Source organism: Streptomyces sp. NRRL WC-3605 (assembly GCF_001509795.1).
GTDB lineage: Bacteria > Actinomycetota > Actinomycetes > Streptomycetales > Streptomycetaceae > Streptomyces > Streptomyces viridochromogenes.
Genome location: NZ_LLZN01000084.1, coordinates 1 through 25,247 on the forward strand (window position 1 = coordinate 1; position 25,247 = coordinate 25,247).

Sequence of the window (25,247 nt, forward strand, 5' to 3'; positions counted from 1 at the left end):
GGCGGGGGCACCTCGGGGAGGGGGACGGGAGCGCGGCGGAGGCGCGGGTGCCGGGCACCCGCGCCGGACTCACTTGCCGTAGGCGAGGATCAGCTTCTCCTTGGCGTCGTCCTGGCCGCTGAGGCGGGTGCTCGACAGGTAGAAGCGGCCGTCGACCCAGTCGTACGCCTTGGAGAAGAAGCCGTTCTCGATCCGCGCGGCGCTCACCGGGTTCTGCAGGAGCTTCGCCGGCTCGTGGCCGCCGCCGGTCAGCGGGATCGACACGACCTGGCCGCCCGCGTCGTAGGACGGCGTCACGTACGCGACGAGCTTGCCGTCCTCGACCTTCACCGGGAGCATCGTCTCCTCGGCGGGCGACTTGGCGCGCCACTTCTCCTTGCCGCTGTCCAGGCTGATCGCGACGATCTCGTTGGCGGCGGCGATGGCCTTGGTCGGCATGTACAGCGTGTCCTTGTCGGCGACCACACCGCCGCAGCCCTGCAGGGCGCGCTCCAGGATGGCCCAGCCGCACTCGGCGCCGATCTCCAGGTCGACGGAGACCTGCGAACGGCGCTTGCCGCTGGAGGTGTCGAACGTGGAGATGTTCCACGTCTTCTTGTCCTTGTTGGTGCTGTAGACGACCAGCGGGTCGACGGAGAAGACACGGGCGACCCGCCATCCTCCGTCGATCTTGCGCGTCCACTCGGCCTTGCCCGTCGCCGGGTCGAGGATCTGGATCTCGTCGTGCTCGCCGGAGCCGCCGGCGTCGCAGGACGCCACACCGACCAGGGCCTCTCCGCCCGCGAAGGCGTCGGGGAAGCACTTGTCGCCGTAGCGCTGCTTGTCCCACATCTTCTTGCCGGTGCCGATGTCGTAGGCGGTGCCGGACTGCGAGCGGCCCACCATCAGCGTCTTGCCGGTGATGGACATCTCGACCTTGAGGGTGGTGTCGAACAGGCCGCCCTCGGCGACCGTGCCCTTCCAGCCCTTGTCACCGGTGTTCAGGTCGATCTGCTGGAGCTGGTTGCACTTGGCGCGGTCGCTGCTGCCGCTCATGTAGGCCACGACGACCTTGTCGTCGGACGACTTCTGCGCCGTGACCGAGCAGATCTTCTGCGGGAAGGAGATCGGGTCCCAGGCGGCCTCGCCGTCGGCGACGCGGTAGCCGAAGACCTGCTTGTACGCGGCCTTCACCGCCGTCTTGTCGGTGATCCACATGCCGGGGGCGTCGGCGCCCGAACCGGGGGCGTCGGGGGCCGGCTTGTACCAGAGCACCTTGGCCTCGCCGGCCTGCCGGCCGCCGTTGAGGTTCTCCGGGTCGGCGCCGCCGCCGCTGCCCTCGTCGCCGCCCTCGTCGTCACCGGTCGGGGACGCGGAGCCCTTCGGGTCGTCGGTCTTCTGCGCGACCGGCTTCTTCGGGTCGTCGTCGCCGCTGGTCACCGCGTACACGGTGCCGCCGATCACCGCGAGCGCGGCGACGGCCGCGACGACGACGAGGGCGGGCTTGCCCTTGAACGGGTTGCGCGAGCCGCCGGGCGGGGTGCCGGGCGCGCCCGGGTACTGCGGCTGGCCCGGGTACTGCGGCTGGCCCGGGTAGCCGTACCCCGGCTGCGGCGGCTGGCCGTAGGGGCCGGGCTGCTGCGGCTGGCCGTACGGGCCCGGCTGCTGGGGCGGCTGGCCGTACGGGCCGGACGCGTAGGGGCCCGGCTGCTGCGGAGGCTGCTGCGGGTAGCCGTAGCCAGGCTGGGGCGGACCGGCCGGCGGCTGCGGCGGGCCCTGCGGCGGTGGAGGCGTCTGGGGGGCGCCCTGCGGCGGGGGCGGGGTCTGCGGGGCACCGTCCGGCTGCGGCGGCTGCGGCGGCTGCGGGGCGCCGAAGCCGCCCTGCCGCGGATCCTGCGGTGCGCCGAAACCGCCCTGCGGCGGCTGGTTGGGCGGCTGGCTCATGAGCGGTCCCCCTTGGTGGGCCGGTGCGGTGCCACGTCCTGTGCCGTCGCGATCTCGCCACACCGGCGTTTCTCAGACTGTCCTCAGCGGCCCTTTCTATCACCCGTCACCGGCGGCGCACCGGGCCCCGTCCACCCCTGTACCCAAGGGAGGACCGGCCTGTGATGCCCTCGTTATGACCCTTCACTCGCTCTTCACGTGCGGGGCCCGGCGCCCGTGCGACGCCGGGGTGCTCCGGACGGGAGGCCCTACGCGTCCTCGGCGAGTTCGAGCCAGCGCAGTTCGAGTTCGTCCCGCTGGGTGGCCAGATCGCGCAGTTCCGCGTCGAGTTCGGCGACCTTCGCGAAGTCGGTGGCGTGCTCGGCGATCGCCGTGTGCAGCGTGGTCTCCCGCTCGGAGAGCTTGTCGAGCTGCCGCTCGATCCGCTGCAACTCCTTCTTGGCGGCCCGCAGATCGGCGGCGCTGCGCTCGGGCACGGCCTTCTCGGCGGCCGGGGCGGACGCGGCGGCGGCGACCTGGGCGGCCTCCATGCGGTGGCGGCGCTCCAGGTACTCGTCGATGCCGCGGGGCAGCATCCGCAGGGTGGCGTCGCCGAGCAGGGCGAAGACCCGGTCGGTGGTGCGCTCGACGAAGAACCGGTCGTGGGAGATGACGATCATCGAGCCGGGCCAGCCGTCGAGGAGGTCCTCCAGCTGGGTCAGGGTCTCGATGTCGAGGTCGTTGGTGGGCTCGTCGAGGAAGAGGACGTTGGGCTCGTCCATCAGCAGGCGCAGCAGTTGCAGCCGGCGCCGCTCACCGCCGGAGAGGTCCCCGACCGGCGTCCACTGCTTCTCCTTGCCGAAGCCGAACGTCTCGCACAGCTGACCGGCGGTCATCTCGCGGCCCTTGCCGAGGTCGACGCGCTCACGGACCTGCTGCACGGCCTGCAACACCCGCCACTCGGGGTCGAGTTCGGCGACCTCCTGCGACAGATAGGCCAGCTTGACCGTCTTTCCGACGCGGATCTGCCCGGCCGCGGGCTGTGTCTCGCCCTCGCTGTAGGCGGCCTCGGCGAGCGCCCGCAGCAGGGACGTCTTGCCGGCGCCGTTGACGCCGACGAGGCCGATGCGGTCGCCGGGGCCGAGCTGCCAGGTCACGTGCTTCAGCAGGACCTTGGGGCCGGCCTGGACGGTGACGTCCTCCAGGTCGAAGACGGTCTTGCCGAGCCGGGAGGAGGCGAACTTCATCAGCTCGCTGCTGTCACGGGGCGGCGGCACGTCCGCGATCAGCTCGTTGGCCGCCTCGATGCGGAAGCGCGGCTTGGAGGTGCGGGCGGGGGCGCCGCGGCGCAGCCAGGCCAGCTCCTTGCGGACCAGGTTCTGCCGCTTGACCTCTTCGGTCGCGGCGATGCGCTCCCGCTCGGCGCGCGCGAAGACGTAGTCGGAGTAGCCGCCCTCGTACTCGTGGACGACGCCGCGCTGGACGTCCCACATGCGGGTGCAGACCTGGTCGAGGAACCAGCGGTCGTGGGTGACGCAGACGAGGGCGGAGCGGCGTTCGCGAAGGTGCTGGGCGAGCCAGGAGATGCCCTCGACGTCGAGGTGGTTGGTGGGCTCGTCGAGGACGATCAGGTCCTGTTCGTCGATGAGCAGCTTGGCGAGCGCGATCCGGCGCCGCTCGCCGCCGGACAGGGGACCGATGACGGTGTCGAGTCCCTGCGGGAAGCCGGGCAGGTCGAGGCCGCCGAAGAGGCCCGTGAGCACGTCGCGGATCTTGGCGTTGCCGGCCCACTCGTGGTCGGCGAGGTCGCCGATCACCTCGTGGCGGACGGTCGCCTCGGGGTCGAGGGAGTCGTGCTGGGTGAGGACGCCGAGGCGCAGCCCGCCGGAGTGGGTGACCCGGCCGGTGTCGGGCTCCTCCAGCTTGGCGAGCATCCGGATCATGGTCGTCTTGCCGTCGCCGTTGCGGCCGACGACGCCGATGCGGTCCCCCTCGGAGACGCCGAGCGAAATCCCGTCCAGCAGCGCACGGGTGCCGTACACCTTGCTGACGTTCTCGACATTGACCAGATTGACGGCCATTTCTCTCCTGCCCGGTGGATCGATCAGCTTTCCAGCCTAGGCCCTGCCGGGGAGCGGTCGGGACGCGAGGAGACGGTCACTCTTTGTGATGACGTGATCGGAAACGGGCGGCTACCGTAGGTGGCAGGCAGCAGGATCCCGTCCATGGGAGGAATCATGACCGCCGAGCCCGTGAAGCACCGCGTCCGGTGGCCGGTGCCGCCGCAGGACGGCTACACCGTGGACGACCTGTTCACGCTGCCCGATCTCCCGCCGCACACCGAGTTGATCGACGGGAGTCTGGTTTTCGTGAGTCCGCAGCGAGACTTCCACAGCGTCGTCATCGACCTGCTGGTCAACGGGCTCCGTCAGACCGCGCCACCCGGGTTCAGGATCAGGCGGGAAATGACCGTCGTCCTTGATCAACGTAATGGCCCCGAGCCCGACGTGAGCGTCGTCCGTACCGACGCGATCACCGGATCGGGCCAGACGCGCTACGCGGCGAAGGACGTGCTCCTCGCCGTCGAGGTCGTCTCCCCGGACTCCGAGTCACGGGACCGCACCACCAAGCCGCAGAAGTACGCGACCGCAGGCATCCCGAGCTTCTGGCGTGTGGAGGAGAACGGCGTCAGCGGCAGGCCTGTCATTCACGTCTACGAGCTCGATCCCATGACGCAGTCCTATGTGCACATGGGCATGCACCGCGACCGCGTCAAGGTCGACAAGCCCTACTCCATCGACATCGACCTGACTGCCGTCGACGAGCTCTGAGGACTGGGCGCTTCAGACCACCGTAGCCCCCGGCACCGGCCCCGACGCCGTGCGTACGTCTCGGCAGGTGCCGGAGGCCCGCAGCGCCGCCGCGACGGACTCCGCCGCCTCCGCGTCCCGCGCCAGGAACGCCGTCGTCGGCCCCGAACCCGACACCAGCGAGGCCAGTGCCCCCGCCGCGCGCCCCGCGGCCAGCGTGTCCGCCAGCTCCGGGAACAGCGACAGCGCCGCCGGCTGAAGATCGTTGGACACGGTGGCCGCGAGCACTTCCGCGTCACCCTTGGCGAGTGCGCCGAGCAGTTCCTGCGAAGCCACCGGCTCCGGGATCTCCCGCGCTCCTGCCAGCCGGTCGTATTCCCGGAACACCGCCGGTGTGGACAGCCCCCGTGAGGCCATCGCGAACACCCAGGAGAAAGTCCCCCCGACCTCCAGCTCCGTCAGCCTCTCGCCGCGCCCGGTGCCGAGGGCCGCACCCCCGACCAGGCTGAACGGCACGTCGCTGCCCAGTTCGGCGCAGATCTCCAGGAGTTCCTCGCGGGAGGCGCGGGTGCCCCACAGGGTGTCGCAGGCGAGGAGGGCGGCCGCCCCGTCGGCGCTGCCGCCCGCCATGCCGCCGGCGACGGGGATGTCCTTGGCGATGTGCAGGTGCACGTCGGGAGTCAGGCCGTGGCGCGCGGCCAGCGCCTCGGCGGCGCGGACGGCCAGGTTGGTGCCGTCGAGCGGGACCTGCGCGGCGTCGGGGCCGTCGCAGGTGACGCGCGGGCCGCCTGGCGAGGGCGTCGCGGTGACCTCGTCGTACAGGCCGACGGCGAGGAAGACGTTGGCGAGGTCGTGGAAGCCGTCGGGGCGGGCGGCGCCCACCGCGAGCTGGACGTTGACCTTGGCGGGGACGCGGACGGTGACGTTCACTGCTGGCCCTGCTCCTTGTGTCCGGCGTCCTTGTGCTCGGCGATGCGCGCGAACTCCTCGACGGTCAGGGACTCGCCGCGGGCCTGCGGGGAGACGCCGGCCGCGACGAGGGCGGCCTCGGCGGCGGCCGCGGAGCCGGCCCAGCCGGCGAGCGCGGCCCGCAGCGTCTTGCGGCGCTGGGCGAATGCGGCGTCGACGACGGCGAAGACCTCGCGCCGGGACGCGGTGGTGGCGAGCGGCTCCGTGCGGCGCACCAGCGACACCAGTCCGCTGTCGACGTTCGGGGCGGGCCAGAAGACGGTACGGCCGATGGCGCCGGCCCGCTTGACCTCGGCGTACCAGTTGGCCTTGACGGACGGCACCCCGTACACCTTCGAGCCGGGGGCGGCGGCGAGACGGTCGGCGACCTCCGACTGCACCATGACCAGGGTGCGTTCGATGCTCGGGAAGGTCTCCAGCATGTGCAGCAGGACCGGGACGGCCACGTTGTAGGGGAGGTTGGCGACCAGCGCGGTGGGCGGCGGGCCGGGCAGCTCGGCGACGTGCATCGCGTCGGAGTGGACCAGCGCGAACCGGTCGGCGCGCTCGGGCATGCGGGCGGCGACGGTCGCGGGCAGCGCGGCGGCCAGCACGTCGTCGATCTCGACGGCGGTGACCCGGTCGGCGGCCTCCAGCAGGGCGAGCGTGAGGGAACCGAGCCCCGGGCCGACCTCGACGACCACGTCGTCGGGGCGGACCTCGGCGGTGCGGACGATGCGGCGGACGGTGTTCGCGTCGATCACGAAGTTCTGGCCGCGCTGCTTGGTGGGGCGCACACCGAGGGCGGCCGCGAGTTCACGGATGTCGGCGGGGCCCAGGAGGGCGTCGGGGGTGGGGCTGCTCACCCGACAAGGGTACGGGGCGCCGCCGGGCCGGATCGCCGCGCCGGCCCCGGCACCCGGCTCACCCGTGCAGGCGCTGCCCGCAGTGCGGCCAGGGGCTGGCGCCCTGGCGGACGTAGAGCTTCTTGGCCCGCATCGTCTGTTCCGCGGGCGGGGCGTCCTGGGGGCGGCCCCGGCCGCCGAGGCTCTGCCAGGTCTCGGTGTCGAACTGGTAGAGGCCGCCGTACGTCCCCGAGGAGTCGACGGCGTCGGGCCGGCCACCGGACTCGCAGGCGGCGAGGCCCTCCCAGTTCAGCCGGCCCGTGGAGTCCGTGGACACCGGCAGGGGCTTCGTGCCGACCTTGACGATCTGGGTCTGCGGCCGGCGCACCAGCTCGGTGCCGGTGCGCCGCGGCTTCTGCCGCACCCCGTTGACGGTGCGCAGCGTGTAGGTGATGCGGCGCAGGCCGGCCCGTCCCGGCTGTTCGACGACCTCGGTGCCCCGGAACACGGTGGGGTCCTCGACCCGCCGTACGTCGAAGGGGATGACCTCGTCGCGGATCTCCCGGCCGCCGGTGATCCGCAGCACGGTCACCGCCTGCCCGTCGCGCGGGAAGTCCCCGGCCCGCACGGAGGTGGTGTCGTCGCCGCGCAGGGTGACGCCGGCCTGTTCGACGACCTCGCCGACGGTCGCGGCGTTGGTGCGGACGGTGCGGGCCCGGCCGTCGGCGAGGACCGTGACCGCGCGTTCGGTGCGCACGTCTAGCGTGAGCCCCTCGCGTCCGATGCGCTTCGAGCGGGGCACCGACACGTACGCGCCCTCGGTGCGCACCCCGAGCTGCCGCAGCGCCGCCTCCACGGTGTGCGCGGTCGTCCACACCTCGCGCCGGCGGCCGTCGAGGGTGAGCCGCAGGGGGCGCCCGTGGCGCACCGAGACCTGGTCGCCGCTCTCCAGCGCCGACCCGGCGGGCGGGTGCACCACGTCGTGGGCGCCGACCTCGACGCCCTCGTCGGCGAGGAGCCCGGTGACGTCGTCGGCGAAGGTGTGCAGGGTGCGCGGCGTGCCGTCCACGGTCAGCTCGACCGCCTTGTCGCTGGCGACGAAGGCGCTGGTGCCGCCCGCCAGGAACGCGACGACCAGGGCCTGCGGGACGAGCCGGCGCATGGGTCCCTCGACCCGCTCGACGGTCCGGCCGCGCCGGCGGTGCGCGGCGCGCCGCCCGGTCCGGTGGTCCGCGCCGGGCGCGTACGCCCCTTCGGCCACCTCGTACGCCGGGCGGTAGGTGTCCGCGTACGCCTCGGTCGTGCTGCCGCCCCCGTACGGGGTGTCGTGACGTTCCGTGTACGCCTCGAAGGCGGCGGGCGTGCCGTAGGGCACCGTGGGAGCGGTGTGCGGGTCGAAGCCGCCGTACCCCGGGGGGTACGGGGACGGGCTCGGTCCATACGTCTCGAACTGCGCGTTGCTCACGACGACGCTCCAGCGGAGGGGTCCGTTCAGGGCCACCAGAACCTAGCGGAGCGCCGGGCGGTCACCAAGGCGACGCGGCTACGCACCGTAATTTTTACGGGCGTTGGGAGCCGGGACGGCCGTCGGGCGGGTGTCAGCGCGGGTAGGAGAAGGCCCGCGCGGTGTTCGATCCCAGGGCCGCGGCCAGCGTGTCCTCGTCGATGCCGCGCACCTCGGCCATGGCCCGGACCGTGATCGGAATGAGATACGGAGCGTTGGGCCGTCCGCGGTACGGGGCCGGTGTGAGGAAGGGCGCGTCGGTCTCCACCAGGAGCAGTTCCAGCGGGGCCACCGCGACGGCGTCCCGCAGGTTCTGCGCGTTCTTGAAGGTGACGTTGCCGGCGAAGGACATGTAGTACCCGGCGCGGGCGCAGACCCGGGCCATCTCGGCGTCGCCGGAGTAGCAGTGGAAGACGGTCCGCTCGGGGGCGCCCTCCTCCTTGAGGATGCGCAGGACGTCGTCGTGGGCGTCGCGGTCGTGGATGACGAGGGCCTTGCCGTGCCGCTTGGCGATCTCGATGTGCGCGCGGAACGACGCCTCCTGCGCCTGGACGCCCTCGGGGCCGGTGCGGAAGTGGTCGAGGCCGGTCTCGCCGACGCCCTTGACGTGGGGGAGCGCGGCGAGCCGGTCGATCTCGGCGAGCGCCTCGTCGAGCGCCGCCGTGCCTCCGGCCTCCCGCGCGCCCTGCCGGGACCAGCCGTCGGGGTCCCCGTGCACGATGCGGGGGGCCTCGTTGGGGTGCAGGGCGACGGTGGCGTGCACGGCGTCGTACGCCGCCGCCGTCTCGGCCGCCCACCGCGAGCCGCGTACGTCGCAGCCCACCTGCACGACGGTGGTCACCCCGACGGAGGCCGCCTTCGCCAGGGCGTCCTCCACGCTGCCGGACTGCATGTCGAGGTGGGTGTGCGAGTCGGCGACCGGCACCCGCAGCGGTTCCGGCGCGGGCGGGGCGGCGTGCTTGTCGGCGGCGTTCGAAGGCATGCCCCGATCCTACGGAAGGGGCCCGCCCGCCCAGCCGGGCGCCGGGTCAGACGGCCTTGCGGTGGAAGACGTGCAGGAGGTCGGAGAGCTGCCAGTGGTGCGGCGCCTCGCCCGCCTGGGCGGGGACGGCCGGCGCGGGGCCGGGGCGGCGCAGCGAGTTCTGCGCGGACGACACCCGCCCGGCGCGCATGATGCGCACCACGTGCCCGTCGCAGTTCTGGCAGGCGGGCCTGCTCAGCGGCGACGGCACGACCCGGCCGTCGGCCACGTACCGGACGAACTCCTGGCCGTCACCGTCGCGGTGGTGCTCTATCTCGTACGACTGCTCCCAGCCGTGCCCGCAGCGCATGCACGCGAACGAGTACGACTCGTGGACGACGCCGGTCGCGGCGTCGCGAAGGCCCGGGATCTGCTGTGCGCTCTCACTCATGCCGGCTCCTGTGGTCCGCAGGGCTGGGACGGTCGGCGCCCCACGACCCAGTGGACTCCCCGACGGCGGCGCGTGCACGCGATCTGTCCAGTGTTGGCGGCGAATTGGCCGTTCCTTGCAGAAACGCCCGAGTCGCTTTACTCCGGCATGGGGCGCCCGCTCACCCGTGCATACGCCCTGCTCACACCGTCTTCACGCCCCCGCGTTCTTGGCCGCCACGACGGCGTCGAAGACCTCCCGCTTGGGCACCCCGGCCTCCGCGGCCACCGCCGCGATCGCCTCCTTGCGCCGCTCCCCCGCCTCCTCGCGGATGCGGACCCGGCGCACGAGCTCCGCCGCGTCGACCTCCTCGGCGCCCTTGTCCGGGGCGCCCTCGACGACGACGGTGATCTCCCCGCGCACGCCCTCGGCGGCCCACGCCGCGAGCTCGCCGAGCCCGCCCCGCCTGACCTCCTCGTACGTCTTGGTCAGCTCCCGGCACACGGCGGCCCGCCGCTCGGGCCCGAACACCTCGGCCATCGCGGCGAGGGTGTCGTCGAGCCGGTGCGGGGCCTCGAAGTAGACGAGCGTGCGGCGCTCCCGCTCGACCTCGGCCAGGCGCGAGCGCCGCTCCCCCGCCTTGCGCGGCAGGAACCCCTCGAAGCAGAACCGGTCCACGGGCAGCCCGGACAGGGCGAGCGCGGTCAGCACGGCGGACGGGCCGGGCACGGCGGTGACCCGGATGTCCTTCTCCACCGCCGCCGCGACCAGCCGGTACCCCGGGTCCGACACGGACGGCATGCCCGCGTCGGTCACCAGCAGCACCCGCGAGCCCTCCAGCAGCGCCTCGACCAGCTCGGGGGTGCGTGCCGACTCGTTGCCCTCGAAGTACGACACGACCCGCCCGGACGGCTGCACACCGAGCGCCTGCGTGAGGCGCTTCAGGCGCCGGGTGTCCTCCGCGGCGACCACGTCCGCGCCGGCCAGCTCCTGTGCGAGCCGGGGCGGCGCGTCCCGGACGTCGCCGATGGGGGTGCCTGCCAGTACAAGGGTTCCTGTCACGTTTCCAGTCTCGCAGGGCGCATCCGCGCGACTGTCACAGACGTGTTCCCTACGATGGCGCGGTGACCAGTACCGCGTCCTCCACGGACACCCGGCAGGGCCAGGCATCGCACGAGCAGCGGCCGTCGTGGCAGCAGCGGCTGCGCCGATTCGGCTACTCCGCCGCGCCCGGCGGCGACGTACGCGACCGGCTCGTGCCGCCGTACGTGGCGCCCAGCCCGCGGATGTGGCAGTTCCTCGGCGTCTCGGGGCCGCTGGCCGGCCGGATCACCCGCTGGTCCGCGTGGGGCGGTCCGCTGCTGGTCACCCTGCTGGCCGGCGCGCTGCGCTTCTGGCACCTGGGCAGCCCGAAGGCGGTGATATTCGACGAGACGTACTACGCCAAGGACGCCTGGGCGCTGATCCACCGCGGATTCGAGGTCAGCTGGGACAAGACCGCCAACAAGTCCGTCCTGGAGCTGGGCGACAAGGTCCCGATCCCGACGGACGCGGCGTACGTCGTGCACCCGCCGGTGGGCAAGTACGTCATCGGGCTGGGCGAGCTGGTGTTCGGGTTCGACCCGTTCGGCTGGCGCTTCATGACGGCGCTGCTCGGCACGCTCTCGGTGCTGATGCTGTGCCGCATCGGCCGCCGCATCTTCCGCTCCACCTTCCTCGGCTGTGTCGCGGGCGCGCTGATGGCCGTGGACGGGCTGGCGTTCGTGATGGCCCGCACCTCGCTGCTGGACGGGGTGCTGATGTTCTTCGTGCTGGCCGCCTTCGGGTGCCTGGTCCTCGACCGGGACCGGGCGCGCGCGAGACTCGCCGCCGCGCTGCCGGTGGACGCCGACGGGCGGGTCCGCCCGGACGCGCACATCGCCGGGACCCTCCGCCTGGGACGGCGCCCCTACCGCTGGCTGGCCGGCCTGATGCTGGGCCTGGCCATCGGCACCAAGTGGAACGGCCTGTACTTCCTCGCCGCCTTCGGCCTGATGACCGTGCTGTGGGACGTCGGCGCCCGCCGGGTCGCCGGCGCCGGCCGCCCGTACCGGGCGGTGGCCCGCCACGACCTCGGCCTGGCCTTCCTCGCCACGGTGCCGGTGGCGGTGATCACCTACCTCGTGTCCTGGACGGGCTGGATCCTCTCCCCGACCAACGGCAAGGGCGGCTACTACCGGGACTGGGCGACAGCGAACGGACGCACCAGCGACTGGTCCTGGCTGTTCCCCGACTGGTGGCTGAGCCTGTGGCACTACGAGAACCAGGTCTACGACTTCCACGTCGGCCTGTCCTCGCCGCACACCTACCAGTCCAACCCGTGGAGCTGGATCGTCGACGGCCGTCCCGTGTCGTTCTTCTACGAGTCCCCGCTGCCCGGCGCCGACGGCTGCCCCTCCGACGCCGGCGGCAAGTGCGCCCGCGAGGTCCTGGCGATCGGCACCCCGGTCCTGTGGTGGGCGGCGGCCGCGGCCGTCCTGTACGTCCTGTGGCGCTGGCTGCTGCGCCGCGACTGGCGGGCGGGCGCCATCGCCTGCGGCGTCGCGGCCGGGTACCTCCCCTGGTTCCTCTACCAGGAACGCACCATCTTCTTCTTCTACGCCGTCGTCTTCCTCCCCTTCCTGTGCCTGGCCGTGGCGATGCTCCTGGGCGCGATCATCGGCCCACCCCGCTCCGGCGACACCCGCCGCGTGATCGGCGCGACGGCCGCGGGCGTCCTGGTCCTCCTGATCGCCTGGAACTTCATCTACTTCTGGCCCCTGCACACGGGCACGTCGATCCCGATCGACGAGTGGCGGTCGCGGATGTGGCTGGACAGCTGGGTCTAGGGGGTGTCTTCGCGACCCGGTCGGTCTTCGGTCACATGTTCGGTGTCCCTCGGTCACAAAAGGAAACACCCCTCACAGGTTCCCCTCACGCCACCTACAGTGCGGAGGACGGAACGGGGAGGGGATCATGGCCAAGGGGGTCAAAGTCGCGGTCGTCGGCGGGGTGTTCGCCCTGATGGTGGGCGGGGCCGGGTACGGCGCCTACAACATCGTGTCCGCGCTGGACGGGGGCGGCGCCACCGGCGCCGGAGGGGCCGCGCGGTCCGGGCCGCCGGACGCGGACGAGGTCGCGGAGACCACCGAGGCGTTCTTCGGGGCCTGGGAGAAGGGCAAGGTCGAGCAGGCCGCCGGCCTGACCGACAACGACGCGGCCGCCGGCGTCCTGCTCCGCGCCTACACCGAGGCCGCGCACATCGCCGATGTGAAGATCACGCCGGGCAAGGCCAAGGGCACCACCGTGCCGTTCACGGTGGACGCCAAGGTGTCGTACGGCGGGAAGTCCGAGCCGCTGCGCTACGAGAGCCGGCTCACCGTGGTGCGCGGGGTCAGCACCGGCAAGGCGCTGGTCGACTGGCAGCCGTCCGTGATCCACCCGGACCTGCGCAAGGGCGACACCCTGGTCACCGGCGAGGCCGCGAGCCCGCCCATCGAGGCCGTCGACCGGAACGGCACCGTGCTGACGAAGGAGAAGTACCCCTCCCTCGGCCCGGTCCTGGACACCCTGCGTTCCCGCTACGGCGACAAGGCGGGCGGCGAGCCCGGTGTGGAGCTGTCGATCCGGCACACCGTCACCGAGGCCCCGGACACCTCGCTGCTGACCCTCTCCAAGGGCCGCCCCGGCAAGCTGCGCACCTCGCTCAGCGCGAGCGTCCAGGCGGCGGCCGAGAAGGCGGTGAAGCGGTACGGGCAGTCCTCGGTGGTGGCCCTCAAGCCGAGCACCGGCGAGGTGCTGGCCGTGGCCAACAACCGCGAGGACGCCTTCAACGCCGCTTTCCAGGGGCAGGTCGCCCCCGGCTCCACGATGAAGATCCTCACCTCGGCCATGCTCATCGACAACGGCCTGGCCACGATGAACGGCCCGGCGCCCTGCCCGGACACGGCGGTCTGGCAGAGCCAGACGTTCAAGAACCTGAAGAACATGAAGCCGGACGAGGGTCCGGGCGCCACCCTCTCGGCCGCCTTCACCCGGTCCTGCAACACGGCCTTCATCAAGCAGGTCGGCCGCGACGGGGTCACGGACTCCTCCCTGACGGCGGAGGCCGAGCAGCGGTTCGGGATCGGCCGCGACTGGCGGACCGGCATCAGCTCCTTCGACGGCAGCGTCCCGGCCTCCGGCGGCCCGGACCGCGCGGCCAACGCGATCGGGCAGGGCACGGTGCAGATGAACCCGCTGACCATGGCGTCGGTGACGGCGACCGCGATCACCGGCACGTTCCGGCAGCCGTACCTGGTGCCGCGCGCGCTCGACGACCGGGACTTCGCGACCGCGGCCGGGCTGCGGCCCGGCACCGCGAACCAGATCCGGCAGATGATGCGGCTGACCGCGACGCAGGGCACCGGCGCTCCGGCCATGCGCGGGCTGGGCGGCGACATCGGTGCGAAGACCGGTTCGGCCGAGGTCGACGGGGAGGCCACCTCGGACAGCTGGTTCGCGGCCTTCCGCGACGACGTGGCGGCGTCCGCGCTGGTCCAGCAGGGCGGACACGGCGGCGACGCGGCCGGGCCGATTGTCGCAGCCGTGCTACGAGCGGCAGGCTGACCTCACCCTCGGCGCCCGGGGACTCTAGGCTGTCGTCGTCGTTGTGCGTGAGGGCAGCGGGGCGCCGGGGACCCCTGGGATTCGCGAGGGAACGGAAAGCAGTGGGCAGAAGAAAGCGCGTCGCCGAGCGGCGGAGGACCAACCCCGCCGTGCTCGGCGGGATGATCGCCGTCGTCATCGGTGGCGCCGGGTTCGGCGTCTACGCCCTGTACGGCGGCGGAGCGGCGGCCGACACCCAGTCGTCCTCCGCCGAGCAGCGGGCCAGGAAGGTCAAGTCGGGCCCGCTGTCCGGCAAGGAGGTCACCACGGCCGCCGAGGCGTTCCTCACGGCGTGGCAGAAGGGCGAGGTGGCCGAGGCGGCCGCCGCCACCGACGACACCGCCGCCGCGAAAGCCCTGCTCACCGGCTACTCCAAGGACGCCCACATCAAGGACGTCACCCTCACGGCGGGCACCCGCACCGGCGACAAGGTCCCCTTCTCGGTGAAGGGCACCGTCACGCACAAGGGCACCAGCAAGCCCCTGACGTACGACAGCGCCCTCACCGTCGTCCGGCGGGCCGAGGACGGCAAGCCGCTGGTCAAGTGGCACGCGGCGGTCGTCCACCCCGAGCTGAAGGACGGCGACCGGCTGGTCACCGGCGCGTCCGGCACCCCGCCGGTGAAGGCGCTCGACCGCGACGGCGGCGAGCTGACCGCGAAGGCCTACCCGTCGCTGGGCTCCGTCCTGGACGGGCTGCGCGAGAAGTACGGCGACAAGGCCGGCGGCACGGCGGGCGTCGAACTCCAGGTGGTCCGGGGCAAGGAGTCCCGGAAGGCTGAGCTGTCCGACAAGACCCTGGTGGAGCTGAGCGAAGGCACGCCGGGCACGGTGAAGACGACGCTGAGCCCGGGGCTCCAGGCGCTCGCCGAGCAGCAGGTCGCCGCCAAGGAGAAGGCGTCGGTGGTCGTGCTGCGCCCCTCCACGGGCGAGATCCTCGCGGTGGCGAACTCCTCGCACGGCTTCAACACCGCGTTCCAGGGGTCGCTGGCCCCCGGCTCCACGATGAAGGTCGTCACCTCCTCGCTGCTGATCGAGAAGGGCCTGGCGTCGGCAGACAAGCAGCACCCCTGCCCGAAGTACTTCACCTACGGGCACTGGAAGTTCCAGAACGACGACAAGTTCGAGATCAAGGGCGGGACGTTCAAGGCGAGCTTCGCCCGGTCCTGCAACACGGCCTTCATCAGCCAGGCGCCGAAGCTCGACGACGACAGCCTCACCAAGCAGGCCCAGCAGGTCTTCGGCCTCTCCCTGGACAACTGGTCGGTGGGCGTGCCCACCTTCGACGGCGCCGTCCCGGTGCAGTCCCAGGCGCAGATGGCCGCCGAGCTGATCGGTCAGGGCGGGGTGCGGATGAACCCGCTGAACATGGCGTCGGTGTCGGCGACCGTGAAGCAGGGCACCTTCAAGCAGCCCTACCTCGTCTCCCCCGAGGTGGACGGGCGCACGCTCGCGAAGGCGTCCCGCGCGATGTCCGCGTCCACGCTGGCGCAGCTGCGCGATCTGATGGGGTACACGGCGCGGTACGGCACGGCGGCCGAGGCGATGGCGGGGGTCGGCGGTGACGTCGGCGCGAAGACCGGTTCGGCCGAGGTCGACAACCAGAAGAAGCCCAACGGCTGGTTCACCGCCTACCGCGGCGACCTGGCGGCGGCGGGCGTCGTGCAGGCGGCCGGGCACGGCGGTTCGACGGCCGGCCCGATCGTGGCGGCGCTGCTCAAGGCCGGGGGCTGAGGCTCCGGTGCCTGAGGCTGCGCTGACCGAGGCTCCGGCGACCGAGGCTCAGCTGTGCACGGGTTCCGTGGCGGCCAGATAGGTCCGCCGCAGGAACCGCATCAGCGCCTTCGTCTCGAACTGGACGACGGAGACACCCTGCGGGGAGTGGAACTCGACCACGGCCTGCACCCGGCCGCAGGGCCACACGCGGACCTCGCCGCTCCCGGCGGGGGCGCGCAGCCCCTGCTCCAGCAGGGTGCGCGAACACGTCCAGTCGTGGGTGTCCCCTCCGGGCAGCCGGATGTGGACGACGCGCGGATCCGTGTCGGGGTCGTAGCGCAGGACCACGGGGACCGCGTCCTGCTCCGCGGCCAGGATGTCCGCGTCGGTGACGATGTGGGCTCGTGCGTACTGCTCGACTACGGACATCGGACGGCCCCTAACCCGCGTGACCTGACGCGTGACCTGTGCGAAGGCCGTGCCTCCGCTCCTTCTCCAATGTCGCACATCTTCCCGATTCCGCTCGTCGTAGCCGGATCGGGCTCAGATGTGGTCGGAATCATGCGGCGCCCGGCGGATTCATGCGGCGCCCGGTGGATTCGTCAGGCACCCGTCCATGGTGGATGCGACCGCAATGAGCATCCCCTCGCTCTTGCAACCCGTTCGCATTAAGCCACTATCATCGAACGGTGCACGTACCTGACGGATTCATAGACGCCCCCACCTCCGCCGTGACCGGAGTGGTCGCCGCGACCGCGGTCGCCGTGAGCCTGCGCGGTGCCCGGCGGGAACTCGACGAACGCACCGCCCCGCTGGCCGGTCTGGTCGCCGCGTTCATCTTCGCCGTCCAGATGCTCAACTTCCCCGTCGCGGCCGGCACCAGCGGCCATCTGCTCGGGGGCGCCCTCGCGGCGATCCTCGTCGGGCCCTTCACCGGCGTGCTGTGCGTGTCGGTCGTCCTGCTCATGCAGGGCGTCCTCTTCGCGGACGGCGGCCTGACCGCGCTCGGCGTGAACATCACCAACATGGCGATCGTGACGACCGTCGTCGCCTACGCCGTCTTCCGGCTCCTGGTGAAGGTGCTCCCCCGCGGCCGCCGCTCGATCACCGTCGCCTCCTTCGCCGCCGCGCTGCTGTCCGTCCCGGCCGCGGCTCTCGCGTTCACCCTGATGTACGCGGTCGGCGGCACCACCGACGTCTCCCTCGGCAAGGTCGCCACCGCGATGGTCGGCGTGCACGTCCTGATCGGCCTCGGCGAGGCCACGATCACCGCTCTGACCGTCGGCGCCGTCGTCGCCGTGCGCCCCGACCTGGTGTACGGCGCCCGTGACCTGCGGCAGCGGCTGAGGCTCAGGGTGAACGGCGAGCTGGTCGACGCGCCCGCCGCCGAGCCCGCCCCGGTCGCCTCGCGCTCTCCGCGCAAGGTGTGGGCCGTGGGCCTGGTCACCTCCCTGGTCCTCGCCGGGTTCGTCAGCTTCTACGCCTCCGCGAACCCGGACGGCCTGGAGAAGGTCGCCGCCGACCACGGCATCGACAAGAAGGCCGAGGACCACGCCGCCGCCGACTCCCCGCTCGCCGACTACGGCGTCAAGGACGTCACCGACGCCCGGCTGTCCGGCGGTCTCGCGGGCGTGATCGGCGTCGGCGTCACCGTCGTGGCGGGCAGCGCGGTCTTCTGGGCCGTGCGCCGGCGCCGTACGGCCCATCCCGCCGACGTCTCCCCGGCGAGCACGAGCGGCGCCTGACATGGGGGCGGGCCACGCGCACCGGCTCTACCGGCACGGGCACTCACCCGTGCACGGTCTGCCGCCGCACACCAAGCTGGCCGCGACGTTCGCGTTCGTCGTCGTCGTGGTCTCCACACCGCGCGAGGCGATGTGGGCGTTCGGCCTGTACGCGATGCTGCTCGCGGCCGTCGCCCGCACCGCCCGCGTGCCCGCCCGGTTCCTGCTGAAGCGGCTGCTGATCGAGGTGCCGTTCGTCGCGTTCGCCCTGCTCCTGCCGTTCGTGGCGGAGGGCGAGCGCGTCGAGGTGCTGGGTCTGTCGCTGAGCGTCGGCGGGCTGTGGGGTGCCTGGAACGTGCTGGCCAAGGGCACCCTCGGGGTCGCCGCCTCGGTGCTGCTCGCCTCCACCACCGAGCTGCGGGAGCTGCTGCTCGGTCTGCAGCGGCTGAAGCTCCCCCCGCTGCTCGTGCAGATCGCGTCCTTCATGGTCCGCTACGGCGACGTCATCGCCGACGAGATGCGGCGCATGCGCATCGCCCGCGAGTCCCGCGGCTTCGAGGCGAAGGGCGTACGGCACTGGGGCGTGCTCGCCAAGTCCGCGGGCGCCCTGTTCATCCGCTCCTACGAACGCGGCGAGCGGGTGCACCTGGCCATGGTCAGCCGCGGGTACGCCGGGACGATGCCGGTGATCGACGAGGTCACCGCGTCCCGCGCGCAGTGGACGTACGCCCTGACCCTCCCGTTGGCCGCCCTCGTCGTCTGTCTGCTGGGATGGACCCTGTGACCGCTTCCCTCGAGGTCTCCGGCCTCGCCTTCGCCTACCCCGACGGGCATCAGGCCCTGTTCGGCGTGGACTTCTCCATCGAGCGCGGCGAACGGGTCGCGCTGCTCGGCCCGAACGGCGCCGGCAAGACGACTCTCGTGCTGCACCTCAACGGCATCCTGAGCGGCGGCACCGGCACGGTGCGGGTCGCCGGACTGCCCGTGGGCCGGGAGCACATGGCTGAGATCCGGCGCCGCGTCGGCATCGTGTTCCAGGACCCGGACGACCAGTTGTTCATGCCGACGGTCCGCGAGGACGTGGCGTTCGGCCCGGCCGCGGCCGGGCTGAAGGGGCCCGAGCTGGAGGCGCGCGTCGACCGGGCGCTGGAGCGGGTCGGCATGGCGGAGTTCAAGGACCGCCCGCCGCACCACCTGTCGTTCGGGCAGCGGCGCCGGGTCGCGGTCGCCACCGTGCTCGCGATGGAACCGGAGATCCTCGTCCTGGACGAGCCGTCGTCCAACCTCGACCCGGCCTCCCGCCGCGAACTGGCCGACATCCTGCGCTCCCTGGACGTCACCGTCCTCATGGTCACCCACGACCTGCCGTACGCGCTGGAGCTGTGCCCCCGCTCGCTGATCCTGAGCGAGGGCGTGATCGCGGCGGACGGCCCGACCCGTGAACTCCTCGCCGACGACGCCCTGATGAGCGCACACCGGCTGGAACTCCCCTACGGTTTCGACCCGCGCTCGGTACCCACGGGCGCCTGACCGCCGGCATCGCGCGCGAGACGTCGGCCACACTTCGGAATCGAAGGTCGCGCACCCATGTTGGACTGGACACCGCAGGCGCCACGGAGGCGCCGGAGGTTCGGTCGAGGGAGCACGGACGTGGACGTGAACGGCACAGTCGCCGAGGGCTTCGAGCCGGTCAGGGAAGCGTTCGCACGGAACTTCACCGGGCTCGGCGAACGCGGCGCCGCCCTCGCCGTGTACCGCGACGGGCACCGGGTCGTCGACCTGTGGGCCGGCACCCGGGACGTCGACGGCACCGAGCCCTGGCAGCGCGGCACCGCGCAGGTCGTGCGCTCGGCGACCAAGGGCGTCGCCGCCGCCGTGGCCCTGCTGCTGCACCAGCGCGGGGAGCTGGACCTGGACGCGCCGGTCGCGGCGTACTGGCCGGAGTTCAAGGCGCACGGCAAGGAGCGGCTGCTGGTCCGGCACGTGCTCGGCCATCGCGCGGGGCTGCCGGTCCTGGACGTGCCGCTCACCCCCGAGGAGGCCCTGGACCCCGAGCGCGGCCCGGCGGCGGTGGCCGCGCAGGCGCCCGTGTGGGAGCCCGGCACCGACCACGGCTACCACGCGCTGACGTACGGCTGGCTGCTGGACGGGCTGGTGCGGCGGGTCACGGGACGCTGGACCGGCGCATGGCTCGCCGAGGAGGTGGCCGGCCCGCTGGGGCTCGACCTGTGGCTGGGGCTGCCGGAGGAGGTGGCCGGCCGGGCCGGCCGTTCCGGGCGGGTGGACGGGCCGGAGCCGGCGGGCGCGCTGCGGGCCCGGCCGAAGCGGTCGGTGACCGCGGCCTACGAGGACCCGGGGTCGCTCACGCGCCGCGCGTTCGCCGCGATCAGCCCGTTCCCCGACCAGAACGACCCGGCGTACCGCGCGGCCGCGCTCCCCGCGACGAACGGCGTCGCGACGGCCGACGGTCTGGCCCGCTTCTACGCGGCCCTGGCCGGCGAGGTGGACGGGGTACGGCTCTTCGACCCGGCTACGGTGGAGCTGGCCCGCGCCGAGGAGTCGTCGGGCCCGGACCGCGTCCTGGTCGTCAACACCCGGTTCGGACTGGGGTACATGCTGCACGGCACCGCGTCCCCGCTGCTCGGCCCCGGCTCGTTCGGGCACCCGGGGCGCGGCGGCGCCCTCGGCTTCGCCGACCCGGAGGCGGGGATCGCCTTCGGCTATGTGACGAACGGCTTCCGCAAGTCGGTGACGGCGGACCCGAGGGCGCAGGCGCTGATCCGCGCGGTGCGGGCGTCGCTGGACGGCTAGTGCTGTGACCGGGAAGGTTCGCCGGGAAGCTCGCGGCGCCCGGCACGGCCCTAGGGGGTGTCTTGTCGATCAGGCCGGGCTCCCGGCGCCTGGCACCGCGCCTCGCCGCGTTGTCGTCGGTCGCCGATGCGCCGCATCGACTCCCTCCTCGACACCGGGAGCTGACCCGGCCCGATCGACAAGACACCCCCTAGACGTTGATGGGGTGCGAGGTGCGGCCGGACGCGGCGTCGATCTCGGTGTGCGCCTTGGTGAGCATCTGCATCGCCAGTTCGTTCAGCGCGCGGGCTCCGGCGATCTCCTCGCCGACGCGGGGCTGGTAGGAGTCGGTGTGGTGCCGGCTGGCGTGTCCGTGGGCCCGCACCTCGGTGCCGTCGGGGAGCCGCACCATGGCGACGGCCCGCGTGTGCTGGTCGTCCTCCATGAACTCCATCTCCACGTGCCATCCCACTGCGGTGTGCATCATGACGACCACCTCCGGAAGACCTGCTTCCAGGGTGCTCCTTCACCGACGGGCTCGCCAGAAGAGCCCGGCTCAGACGGCCAGGGCGAGCAGCGCCAGGTCGGCCAGGAGCAGGGGTGTGTAGAACAGCAGGAGGGTCGGGGTGAACCAGACCTCCCGCCAGGGCATGGTGCTCAGCTGGGACGCCACGTTCATCGACAGCGGCTCGACGGTGCTGCCGGGGCGGCGGACGTCGTCGTAGAGGCGGCGGTAGGCCCGTTCCTGACGCAGGAAGAAGCAGTCGAGGTACCAGAAGCACGCCAGCGGGACGACGCCGACGGCCGCGAGGTGCCAGCTCAGCCGGCTCGCGGACAGGGCGAGCAGACCGGCGGCCAGCGTGAGGGCCCAGCCCTTCACCAGGAACGAGTTGGTCCCCAGCCGCGAGATGGTGGCCTGGATGAACTCCAGGTGCTTGACCCGGTCGGGATGCAGGGGTTCCCGGTCGCCGACCCCCGCGTCCGACCCCTCGCTCAGCGCCGTCACTGTCCGCCCCCCTCGGTGAACCGTCCGCCAGGACGATCGTAGTGCGGCGGGCGGGCGGTGGGGGCGGGTCTCGCCACCCGGTCCGGCCGGCCGGGTGTCGTGGACGCCCTCGCGCTCGGTGCGGGCTGACGCCGGGTCATCCCGCGTGCAGCATCAGCCCGATCCCGGCGACCAGCAGGAACGCGGCCGCTATGCGGGGCGCCCCGAAGCGCTCCTTGAAGAAGACGGCACCGATGGCGGCGCCGACGATGATGGAGGACTCGCGCAGCGCCGCGACCGGTGCCAGTTCCGCCTGGGTCTGCGCCCACAGGACCAGGGCGTACGCGGCGACGGACAGGGCCGCGCCGAGCAGCCCCAGCCCCGCGTACGGCCGTAGCGCGGCCCCGGCCGAGCCGCCCCGGCGGGCCAGCGTGAACGCGGGGATGACGAGGCCCTGGAGCAGCATCAGCCAGGCGATGTAGCCGAGGGACGACCCGGAGGCGCGGACGCCGAGGCCGTCGAGCAGGGTGTAGGCGGCAATGGTCAGCCCGGTGGCGAGGGCGGCGCCGATCGCGGCCCAGTCGGGGCGGCGGCCGCGCAGCCCCCACAGGGCGACCCCGGTCAGTCCCGCGCAGGACAGGGCGATCCCGGCGGCCGCCCAGCCGTCCGGCAGCTCGTGGGCGAAGACGGCGGCGAGGACGGCGACCACGAGGGGCGCGGTGCCGCGCGCGATGGGGTACGCCTGCCCGAAGTCCCCGAGCCGGAACGACGTCATGAGCAGCGCGTAGTACAGGACGTGGACGAGCGCGGAGGCGAGGAGGTACGGCCAGGCGCCCGCGGCCGGGAACGTCCCGAAGGGCAGCAGGGCGGCACCGATGAGCGCGCCGCCGCCCGCGATGAGGGTGAACCCGACCAGCTTGTCGGTGATGCGGTGCGCGATCGCGTTCCAGCCGGCGTGGGTGACGGCGGCGGTCAGGACGGCGGCGGTGACCAGCGGGGTCACTGCTCGCGCACGTCCACGAGGGCGGCGCCGGCGTGGGCGACGAGGGCCTTCGGCTCGATCGGGAAGACCGCGTGCGGGTTCCCGGCGGCGGCCCACACCACGTCGTGCTCCAGCAGCGACCGGTCGGCGAGGACGCGGGTGCGGGTGCGGTGCCCGAAGGGCGGCACGCCCCCGATGGCGTACCCGGTGGTCTCGCGGACGACGTCGGCCTTGGCGCGGGTGACCTTGGCGGCGCCGAGCTCCTCCCGCACCCGTTCGAGGTCGACGCGGGAGGCGCCGTCCATGAGGACGAGGACGGGTACGCCGTCGGCGGCGAAGATCAGGGACTTGCAGATCTCGCTGAGCTCGCAGCCGATCGCGGCGGCCGCCTCGGCGGCGGTGCGGGTGGCGTCCGGGAAGCGGCGCACGCGGGGCAGCAGTTCGCCGAGGCCCAGTTCCTGAAGGGCCTCGGCGAACCGGGGGTGGGCTCCGGAGCCCGTGCTGTCGGTCGTCGTCATGCACGGCACGCTAGCGGTGCGTGTAGGAGCCACGCGAGCCCGTTTCGCGGGCCGGACCGGCACGACGGGTCCGGCACGGCCAGTCCGGCACGGCGGGACCGGAACGCGGAGGCCGGTGAGGGCGCCCCGTCCCCACGGAGCCCTCACCGGCCGGTCCTGATCAGCGGCCGCGGGTCACACGAGGGCCGGCGCGCGGTCGGCGTCCTTGCCGTCCTCGGGGGCGCGCAGGCCCTCGCCCTCCACGTCCACGTTGGGAAGGGCGCGGTCCAGCCACTTCGGCAGCCACCACGCCCGCTTGCCGAGCAGGGCGAGGACCGCCGGGACGATGGCCATGCGGACGACGAAGGCGTCGAAGAACACCGCGATCGCCAGGCCGAAGCCGATCATCTTGACCATGGACTCGCTGGAGCCGATGAAGCCGGCGAAGACCGCGATCATGATCACCGCGGCCGCGGTGACGACCCGGGCGCCGTGCCGGAAGCCGGTGACGACGGCCTGGCTCGGCTTCTCGCCGTGGACGTACGCCTCGCGCATCCGGGTCACGAGGAACACCTCGTAGTCCATGGCGAGGCCGAAGACCACGCCGACCATGAAGATCGGCATCATCGACATGACGGGTCCGGTCTCCTCGACGCCCAGCAGGCCCGAGAGCCAGCCCCACTGGAAGACCGCGACGACCGCGCCGAGGGCCGCGAGGACGCTCAGCAGGAAGCCGAGGGCCGCCTTGAGCGGGACGAGGACCGAGCGGAACACCACGATCAGCAGCAGGAAGGCCAGGCCGACGACCAGCGCGAGATACGGCAGCAGGGCGTCGTTCAGCTTCTGCGAGACGTCGATGTTCATCGCGGTCGAGCCGGTGACCAGCACGGTCGCGTCGCTGTCGGCCTGGACGCGGGCGCCCTCGTCACGGATGGAGTGCACCAGGTCCTCGGTGGTGACCGACGACGGCTTGGCGTTCGGGATGACGGTGATGGTGGCGGTGTCGCCGGCCTTGTTGGGCGCGGGCGGCGTCACGGTGGCCACATTGTCCAGCCGCTCGATGGTGGTGCCGACGTCGCCGAAGACGGCCTTCGGGTCGTCGGTGCCGCGGGCGTCGACGACGACCATCAGCGGTCCGTTGAAGCCCGGCCCGAAGCCGTCGGAGAGCAGGTCGTAGGCGCGGCGCTGGGTGGTGGACGTCGGCTGCGAACCGTCGTCGCCGAGGCCGAGCTCCAGGGAGCTCGCGGGGACGGCGGCCGCGCCGAGGCCGAGCACGCCGAGCAGCAGCACGGCGACGGGGCGGCGGACGACGAAGCTGGCCCAGCGGGTGCCCATGTTGGGCTTCGCGGTGCCGGACGCGGCCTTGCGCTCGGCACGCCGGCCGCCCATCCAGCGGCTCTTGGTGCCGGCGGGGCGGACCTGGCGGCCGGCGTACCCGAGCAGCGCGGGGATCATCGTCAGGGCGATCAGGACCGCGATCACGACGGTGCCGGCGGCGGCGATGCCCATCTTGCTGAGCATGGGGATGTTGACGACCGACAGGCCCACGAGGGCGATGACGACGGTCAGTCCGGCGAAGACGACCGCGGAGCCGGCGGTGCCCACGGCGCGTCCGGCCGCCTCCTCGCGCTCGCGTCCCTCGGCGAGCTCGGCCCGGTAGCGGGAGACGATGAACAGGGCGTAGTCGATGCCGACGGCGAGGCCGATCATCGTCGCGAGGATCGAGGTGGTGGAGCCGAGCTCCAGCGCGGCGGCCAGGGCGCTGATCGTGGAGACGCCGATGCCGACGCCGATCAGGGCGGTCAGCAGCGGGAGTCCGGCCGCGACGAGCGAGCCGAAGGTGATGACGAGGACGACCGCGGCGATCGAGATGCCGATGACCTCGGTGGCCCCGGTCTCGGGGGCCGTCTGGAGGGCGTCACCGCCGACCTCGACGGTCAGTCCGGCGTCGCGGGCGTCCTGCGCGGCGTCCTCCAGGGCCTCGCGCGAGGTGTCCTCCAGTTCCATGCCGGAGACCTCGTACCTCACCGACGCGTACGCGATCGTGCCGTCCTTGCTGACGGCCTTCGCGGTGTACGGGTCGGCGACGGAGGCCACCTCGGAGCCGTCGGACAGCTCCCGGACGGTGTCCTGCACGGTCGCCTTGTTCCCGGCGTCCGTCACCTTCTGGCCGTCCGGCGCCTTGAAGACGACCCGGGCGGTGGCGCCGTCGGCGCTCATCCCGGGGAAACGTTCGTCCAGCAGGTCGAAGGCCTTCTGGGCCTCGGTGCCGGGGATGGAGAAGGACGTGCTGCCCGCGCTCGGGGCCGTGGCCGCGCCGACCCCCGCGAGGGCGAGCAGCGCGACCCAGATGAGGGCGACGAAGTGGCGCCGCCTGAAGGCGAGCCGGCCGAGTTTGTACAGGAACGTGGCCACGGAGGCGTCTCCCGGTCAGGTCGTGGGGTTGGTTCTGGGCAGGGGTGATCAGCCCGACGACGTGAGCGGTTACG

The 25,247-nt window shown here is 72.8% G+C and carries 22 protein-coding genes; 8 read left to right on the forward strand and 14 right to left on the reverse strand.

Annotated elements, in window-relative coordinates; genetic code table 11:
• Positions 1 to 69: 69 nt before the first annotated feature.
• A complete protein-coding gene (locus ADL34_RS27790) occupies positions 70 to 1,923 on the reverse strand; it encodes a PQQ-binding-like beta-propeller repeat protein (protein WP_062739824.1) in 1,854 nt (617 codons plus the stop codon).
• Positions 1,924 to 2,171: 248 nt separating this feature from the next.
• Positions 2,172 to 3,983: an ABC-F family ATP-binding cassette domain-containing protein gene (locus ADL34_RS27795; protein ID WP_062668464.1), complete on the reverse strand. Its 1,812-nt coding sequence runs from the start codon at positions 3,981 to 3,983 to the stop codon at positions 2,172 to 2,174.
• 156 nt (positions 3,984 to 4,139) lie between these two features.
• Between ADL34_RS27795 and ADL34_RS27800 the strand changes: the two genes are divergently transcribed.
• Positions 4,140 to 4,733, forward strand: coding sequence for a Uma2 family endonuclease (locus ADL34_RS27800; RefSeq protein ID WP_062668465.1), 594 nt, complete (start codon positions 4,140 to 4,142; stop codon positions 4,731 to 4,733).
• A gap of 12 nt (positions 4,734 to 4,745) precedes the next feature.
• On the opposite strand, the gene ADL34_RS27805 is transcribed toward ADL34_RS27800, so the two are convergent.
• The 6 genes from ADL34_RS27805 to rsmI all read right to left on the reverse strand — a co-directional run bounded on the left by ADL34_RS27805 (position 4,746) and on the right by rsmI (position 10,462).
• Positions 4,746 to 5,642 carry a 4-(cytidine 5'-diphospho)-2-C-methyl-D-erythritol kinase gene (locus tag ADL34_RS27805; protein ID WP_062668466.1) on the reverse strand — a complete coding sequence of 299 codons (897 nt, stop codon included), beginning with the start codon at positions 5,640 to 5,642 and terminating at the stop codon, positions 4,746 to 4,748.
• Complete coding sequence (gene rsmA, locus ADL34_RS27810; RefSeq protein ID WP_062668467.1) at positions 5,639 to 6,526, reverse strand: 16S rRNA (adenine(1518)-N(6)/adenine(1519)-N(6))-dimethyltransferase RsmA; 888 nt, start codon at positions 6,524 to 6,526, stop codon at positions 5,639 to 5,641. The genes ADL34_RS27805 and rsmA overlap by 4 nt, the downstream gene beginning before the upstream one ends.
• 58 nt (positions 6,527 to 6,584) lie before the next feature.
• On the reverse strand, positions 6,585 to 7,970 hold the full coding sequence (locus tag ADL34_RS27815) for a resuscitation-promoting factor (RefSeq protein ID WP_062668545.1): 1,386 nt from the start codon (positions 7,968 to 7,970) through the stop codon (positions 6,585 to 6,587).
• Between the two features lie 133 nt (positions 7,971 to 8,103).
• Positions 8,104 to 8,991, reverse strand: coding sequence for a TatD family hydrolase (locus ADL34_RS27820; RefSeq protein ID WP_062668468.1), 888 nt, complete (start codon positions 8,989 to 8,991; stop codon positions 8,104 to 8,106).
• 46 nt (positions 8,992 to 9,037) lie between these two features.
• Entirely contained in the window at positions 9,038 to 9,421 is a 384-nt protein-coding gene (locus tag ADL34_RS27825) for a hypothetical protein (protein WP_062668469.1), read from the reverse strand.
• Between the two features lie 192 nt (positions 9,422 to 9,613).
• Positions 9,614 to 10,462, reverse strand: a complete 849-nt coding sequence (rsmI, locus tag ADL34_RS27830; RefSeq protein WP_107115643.1) for a 16S rRNA (cytidine(1402)-2'-O)-methyltransferase — start codon at positions 10,460 to 10,462, stop codon at positions 9,614 to 9,616.
• Between the two features lie 62 nt (positions 10,463 to 10,524).
• Between rsmI and ADL34_RS27835 the strand changes: the two genes are divergently transcribed.
• From ADL34_RS27835 to ADL34_RS27845, 3 genes are all read left to right on the forward strand, one after another.
• A complete protein-coding gene (locus ADL34_RS27835) occupies positions 10,525 to 12,267 on the forward strand; it encodes a dolichyl-phosphate-mannose--protein mannosyltransferase (RefSeq protein ID WP_062739825.1) in 1,743 nt (580 codons plus the stop codon).
• Positions 12,268 to 12,394: 127 nt separating this feature from the next.
• On the forward strand, positions 12,395 to 14,026 hold the full coding sequence (locus tag ADL34_RS27840; protein WP_062668470.1) for a penicillin-binding transpeptidase domain-containing protein: 1,632 nt from the start codon (positions 12,395 to 12,397) through the stop codon (positions 14,024 to 14,026).
• A gap of 101 nt (positions 14,027 to 14,127) precedes the next feature.
• The gene (locus tag ADL34_RS27845) at positions 14,128 to 15,798 is read left to right on the forward strand and encodes a penicillin-binding transpeptidase domain-containing protein (protein WP_062668471.1); all 1,671 of its coding nucleotides are present in this window, start codon (positions 14,128 to 14,130) and stop codon (positions 15,796 to 15,798) included.
• A gap of 48 nt (positions 15,799 to 15,846) precedes the next feature.
• Here ADL34_RS27845 and ADL34_RS27850 read toward each other — a convergent pair whose 3' ends face one another.
• The gene (locus ADL34_RS27850; RefSeq protein WP_062668472.1) at positions 15,847 to 16,209 is read right to left on the reverse strand and encodes an SsgA family sporulation/cell division regulator; all 363 of its coding nucleotides are present in this window, start codon (positions 16,207 to 16,209) and stop codon (positions 15,847 to 15,849) included.
• A 260-nt stretch (positions 16,210 to 16,469) separates the two neighbouring features.
• Between ADL34_RS27850 and ADL34_RS27855 the strand changes: the two genes are divergently transcribed.
• From ADL34_RS27855 to ADL34_RS27870, 4 genes are all read left to right on the forward strand, one after another.
• Positions 16,470 to 17,525, forward strand: a complete 1,056-nt coding sequence (locus ADL34_RS27855; RefSeq protein WP_062668473.1) for an energy-coupling factor ABC transporter permease — start codon at positions 16,470 to 16,472, stop codon at positions 17,523 to 17,525.
• A 1-nt stretch (position 17,526) separates the two neighbouring features.
• Positions 17,527 to 18,288 (forward strand): cobalt ECF transporter T component CbiQ, encoded by a 762-nt coding sequence (gene cbiQ, locus ADL34_RS27860; RefSeq protein WP_062668474.1) that lies wholly within the window; start codon positions 17,527 to 17,529, stop codon positions 18,286 to 18,288.
• Positions 18,276 to 19,034, forward strand: coding sequence for an energy-coupling factor ABC transporter ATP-binding protein (locus tag ADL34_RS27865; protein ID WP_062668475.1), 759 nt, complete (start codon positions 18,276 to 18,278; stop codon positions 19,032 to 19,034). The genes cbiQ and ADL34_RS27865 overlap by 13 nt, the downstream gene beginning before the upstream one ends.
• Before the next feature lie 120 nt (positions 19,035 to 19,154).
• Positions 19,155 to 20,315 (forward strand): serine hydrolase domain-containing protein, encoded by a 1,161-nt coding sequence (locus ADL34_RS27870; protein WP_062668476.1) that lies wholly within the window; start codon positions 19,155 to 19,157, stop codon positions 20,313 to 20,315.
• A 190-nt stretch (positions 20,316 to 20,505) separates the two neighbouring features.
• Here ADL34_RS27870 and ADL34_RS27875 read toward each other — a convergent pair whose 3' ends face one another.
• The 5 genes from ADL34_RS27875 to ADL34_RS27895 form a co-directional block, all read right to left on the reverse strand.
• A complete protein-coding gene (locus tag ADL34_RS27875) occupies positions 20,506 to 20,781 on the reverse strand; it encodes a DUF1876 domain-containing protein (protein WP_062668547.1) in 276 nt (91 codons plus the stop codon).
• Positions 20,782 to 20,850: 69 nt separating this feature from the next.
• Positions 20,851 to 21,300, reverse strand: coding sequence for a hypothetical protein (locus ADL34_RS27880; RefSeq protein ID WP_079034174.1), 450 nt, complete (start codon positions 21,298 to 21,300; stop codon positions 20,851 to 20,853).
• A gap of 136 nt (positions 21,301 to 21,436) precedes the next feature.
• Positions 21,437 to 22,282, reverse strand: coding sequence for an EamA family transporter (locus ADL34_RS27885; protein WP_062668477.1), 846 nt, complete (start codon positions 22,280 to 22,282; stop codon positions 21,437 to 21,439).
• Positions 22,279 to 22,779: a YbaK/EbsC family protein gene (locus tag ADL34_RS27890; protein WP_062668478.1), complete on the reverse strand. Its 501-nt coding sequence runs from the start codon at positions 22,777 to 22,779 to the stop codon at positions 22,279 to 22,281. Before ADL34_RS27890 ends, ADL34_RS27885 begins: the two co-directional genes overlap by 4 nt.
• Positions 22,780 to 22,953: 174 nt before the next feature.
• A complete protein-coding gene (locus ADL34_RS27895) occupies positions 22,954 to 25,173 on the reverse strand; it encodes an MMPL family transporter (protein WP_062668479.1) in 2,220 nt (739 codons plus the stop codon).
• Between the last annotated feature and the right edge of the window lie 74 nt (positions 25,174 to 25,247).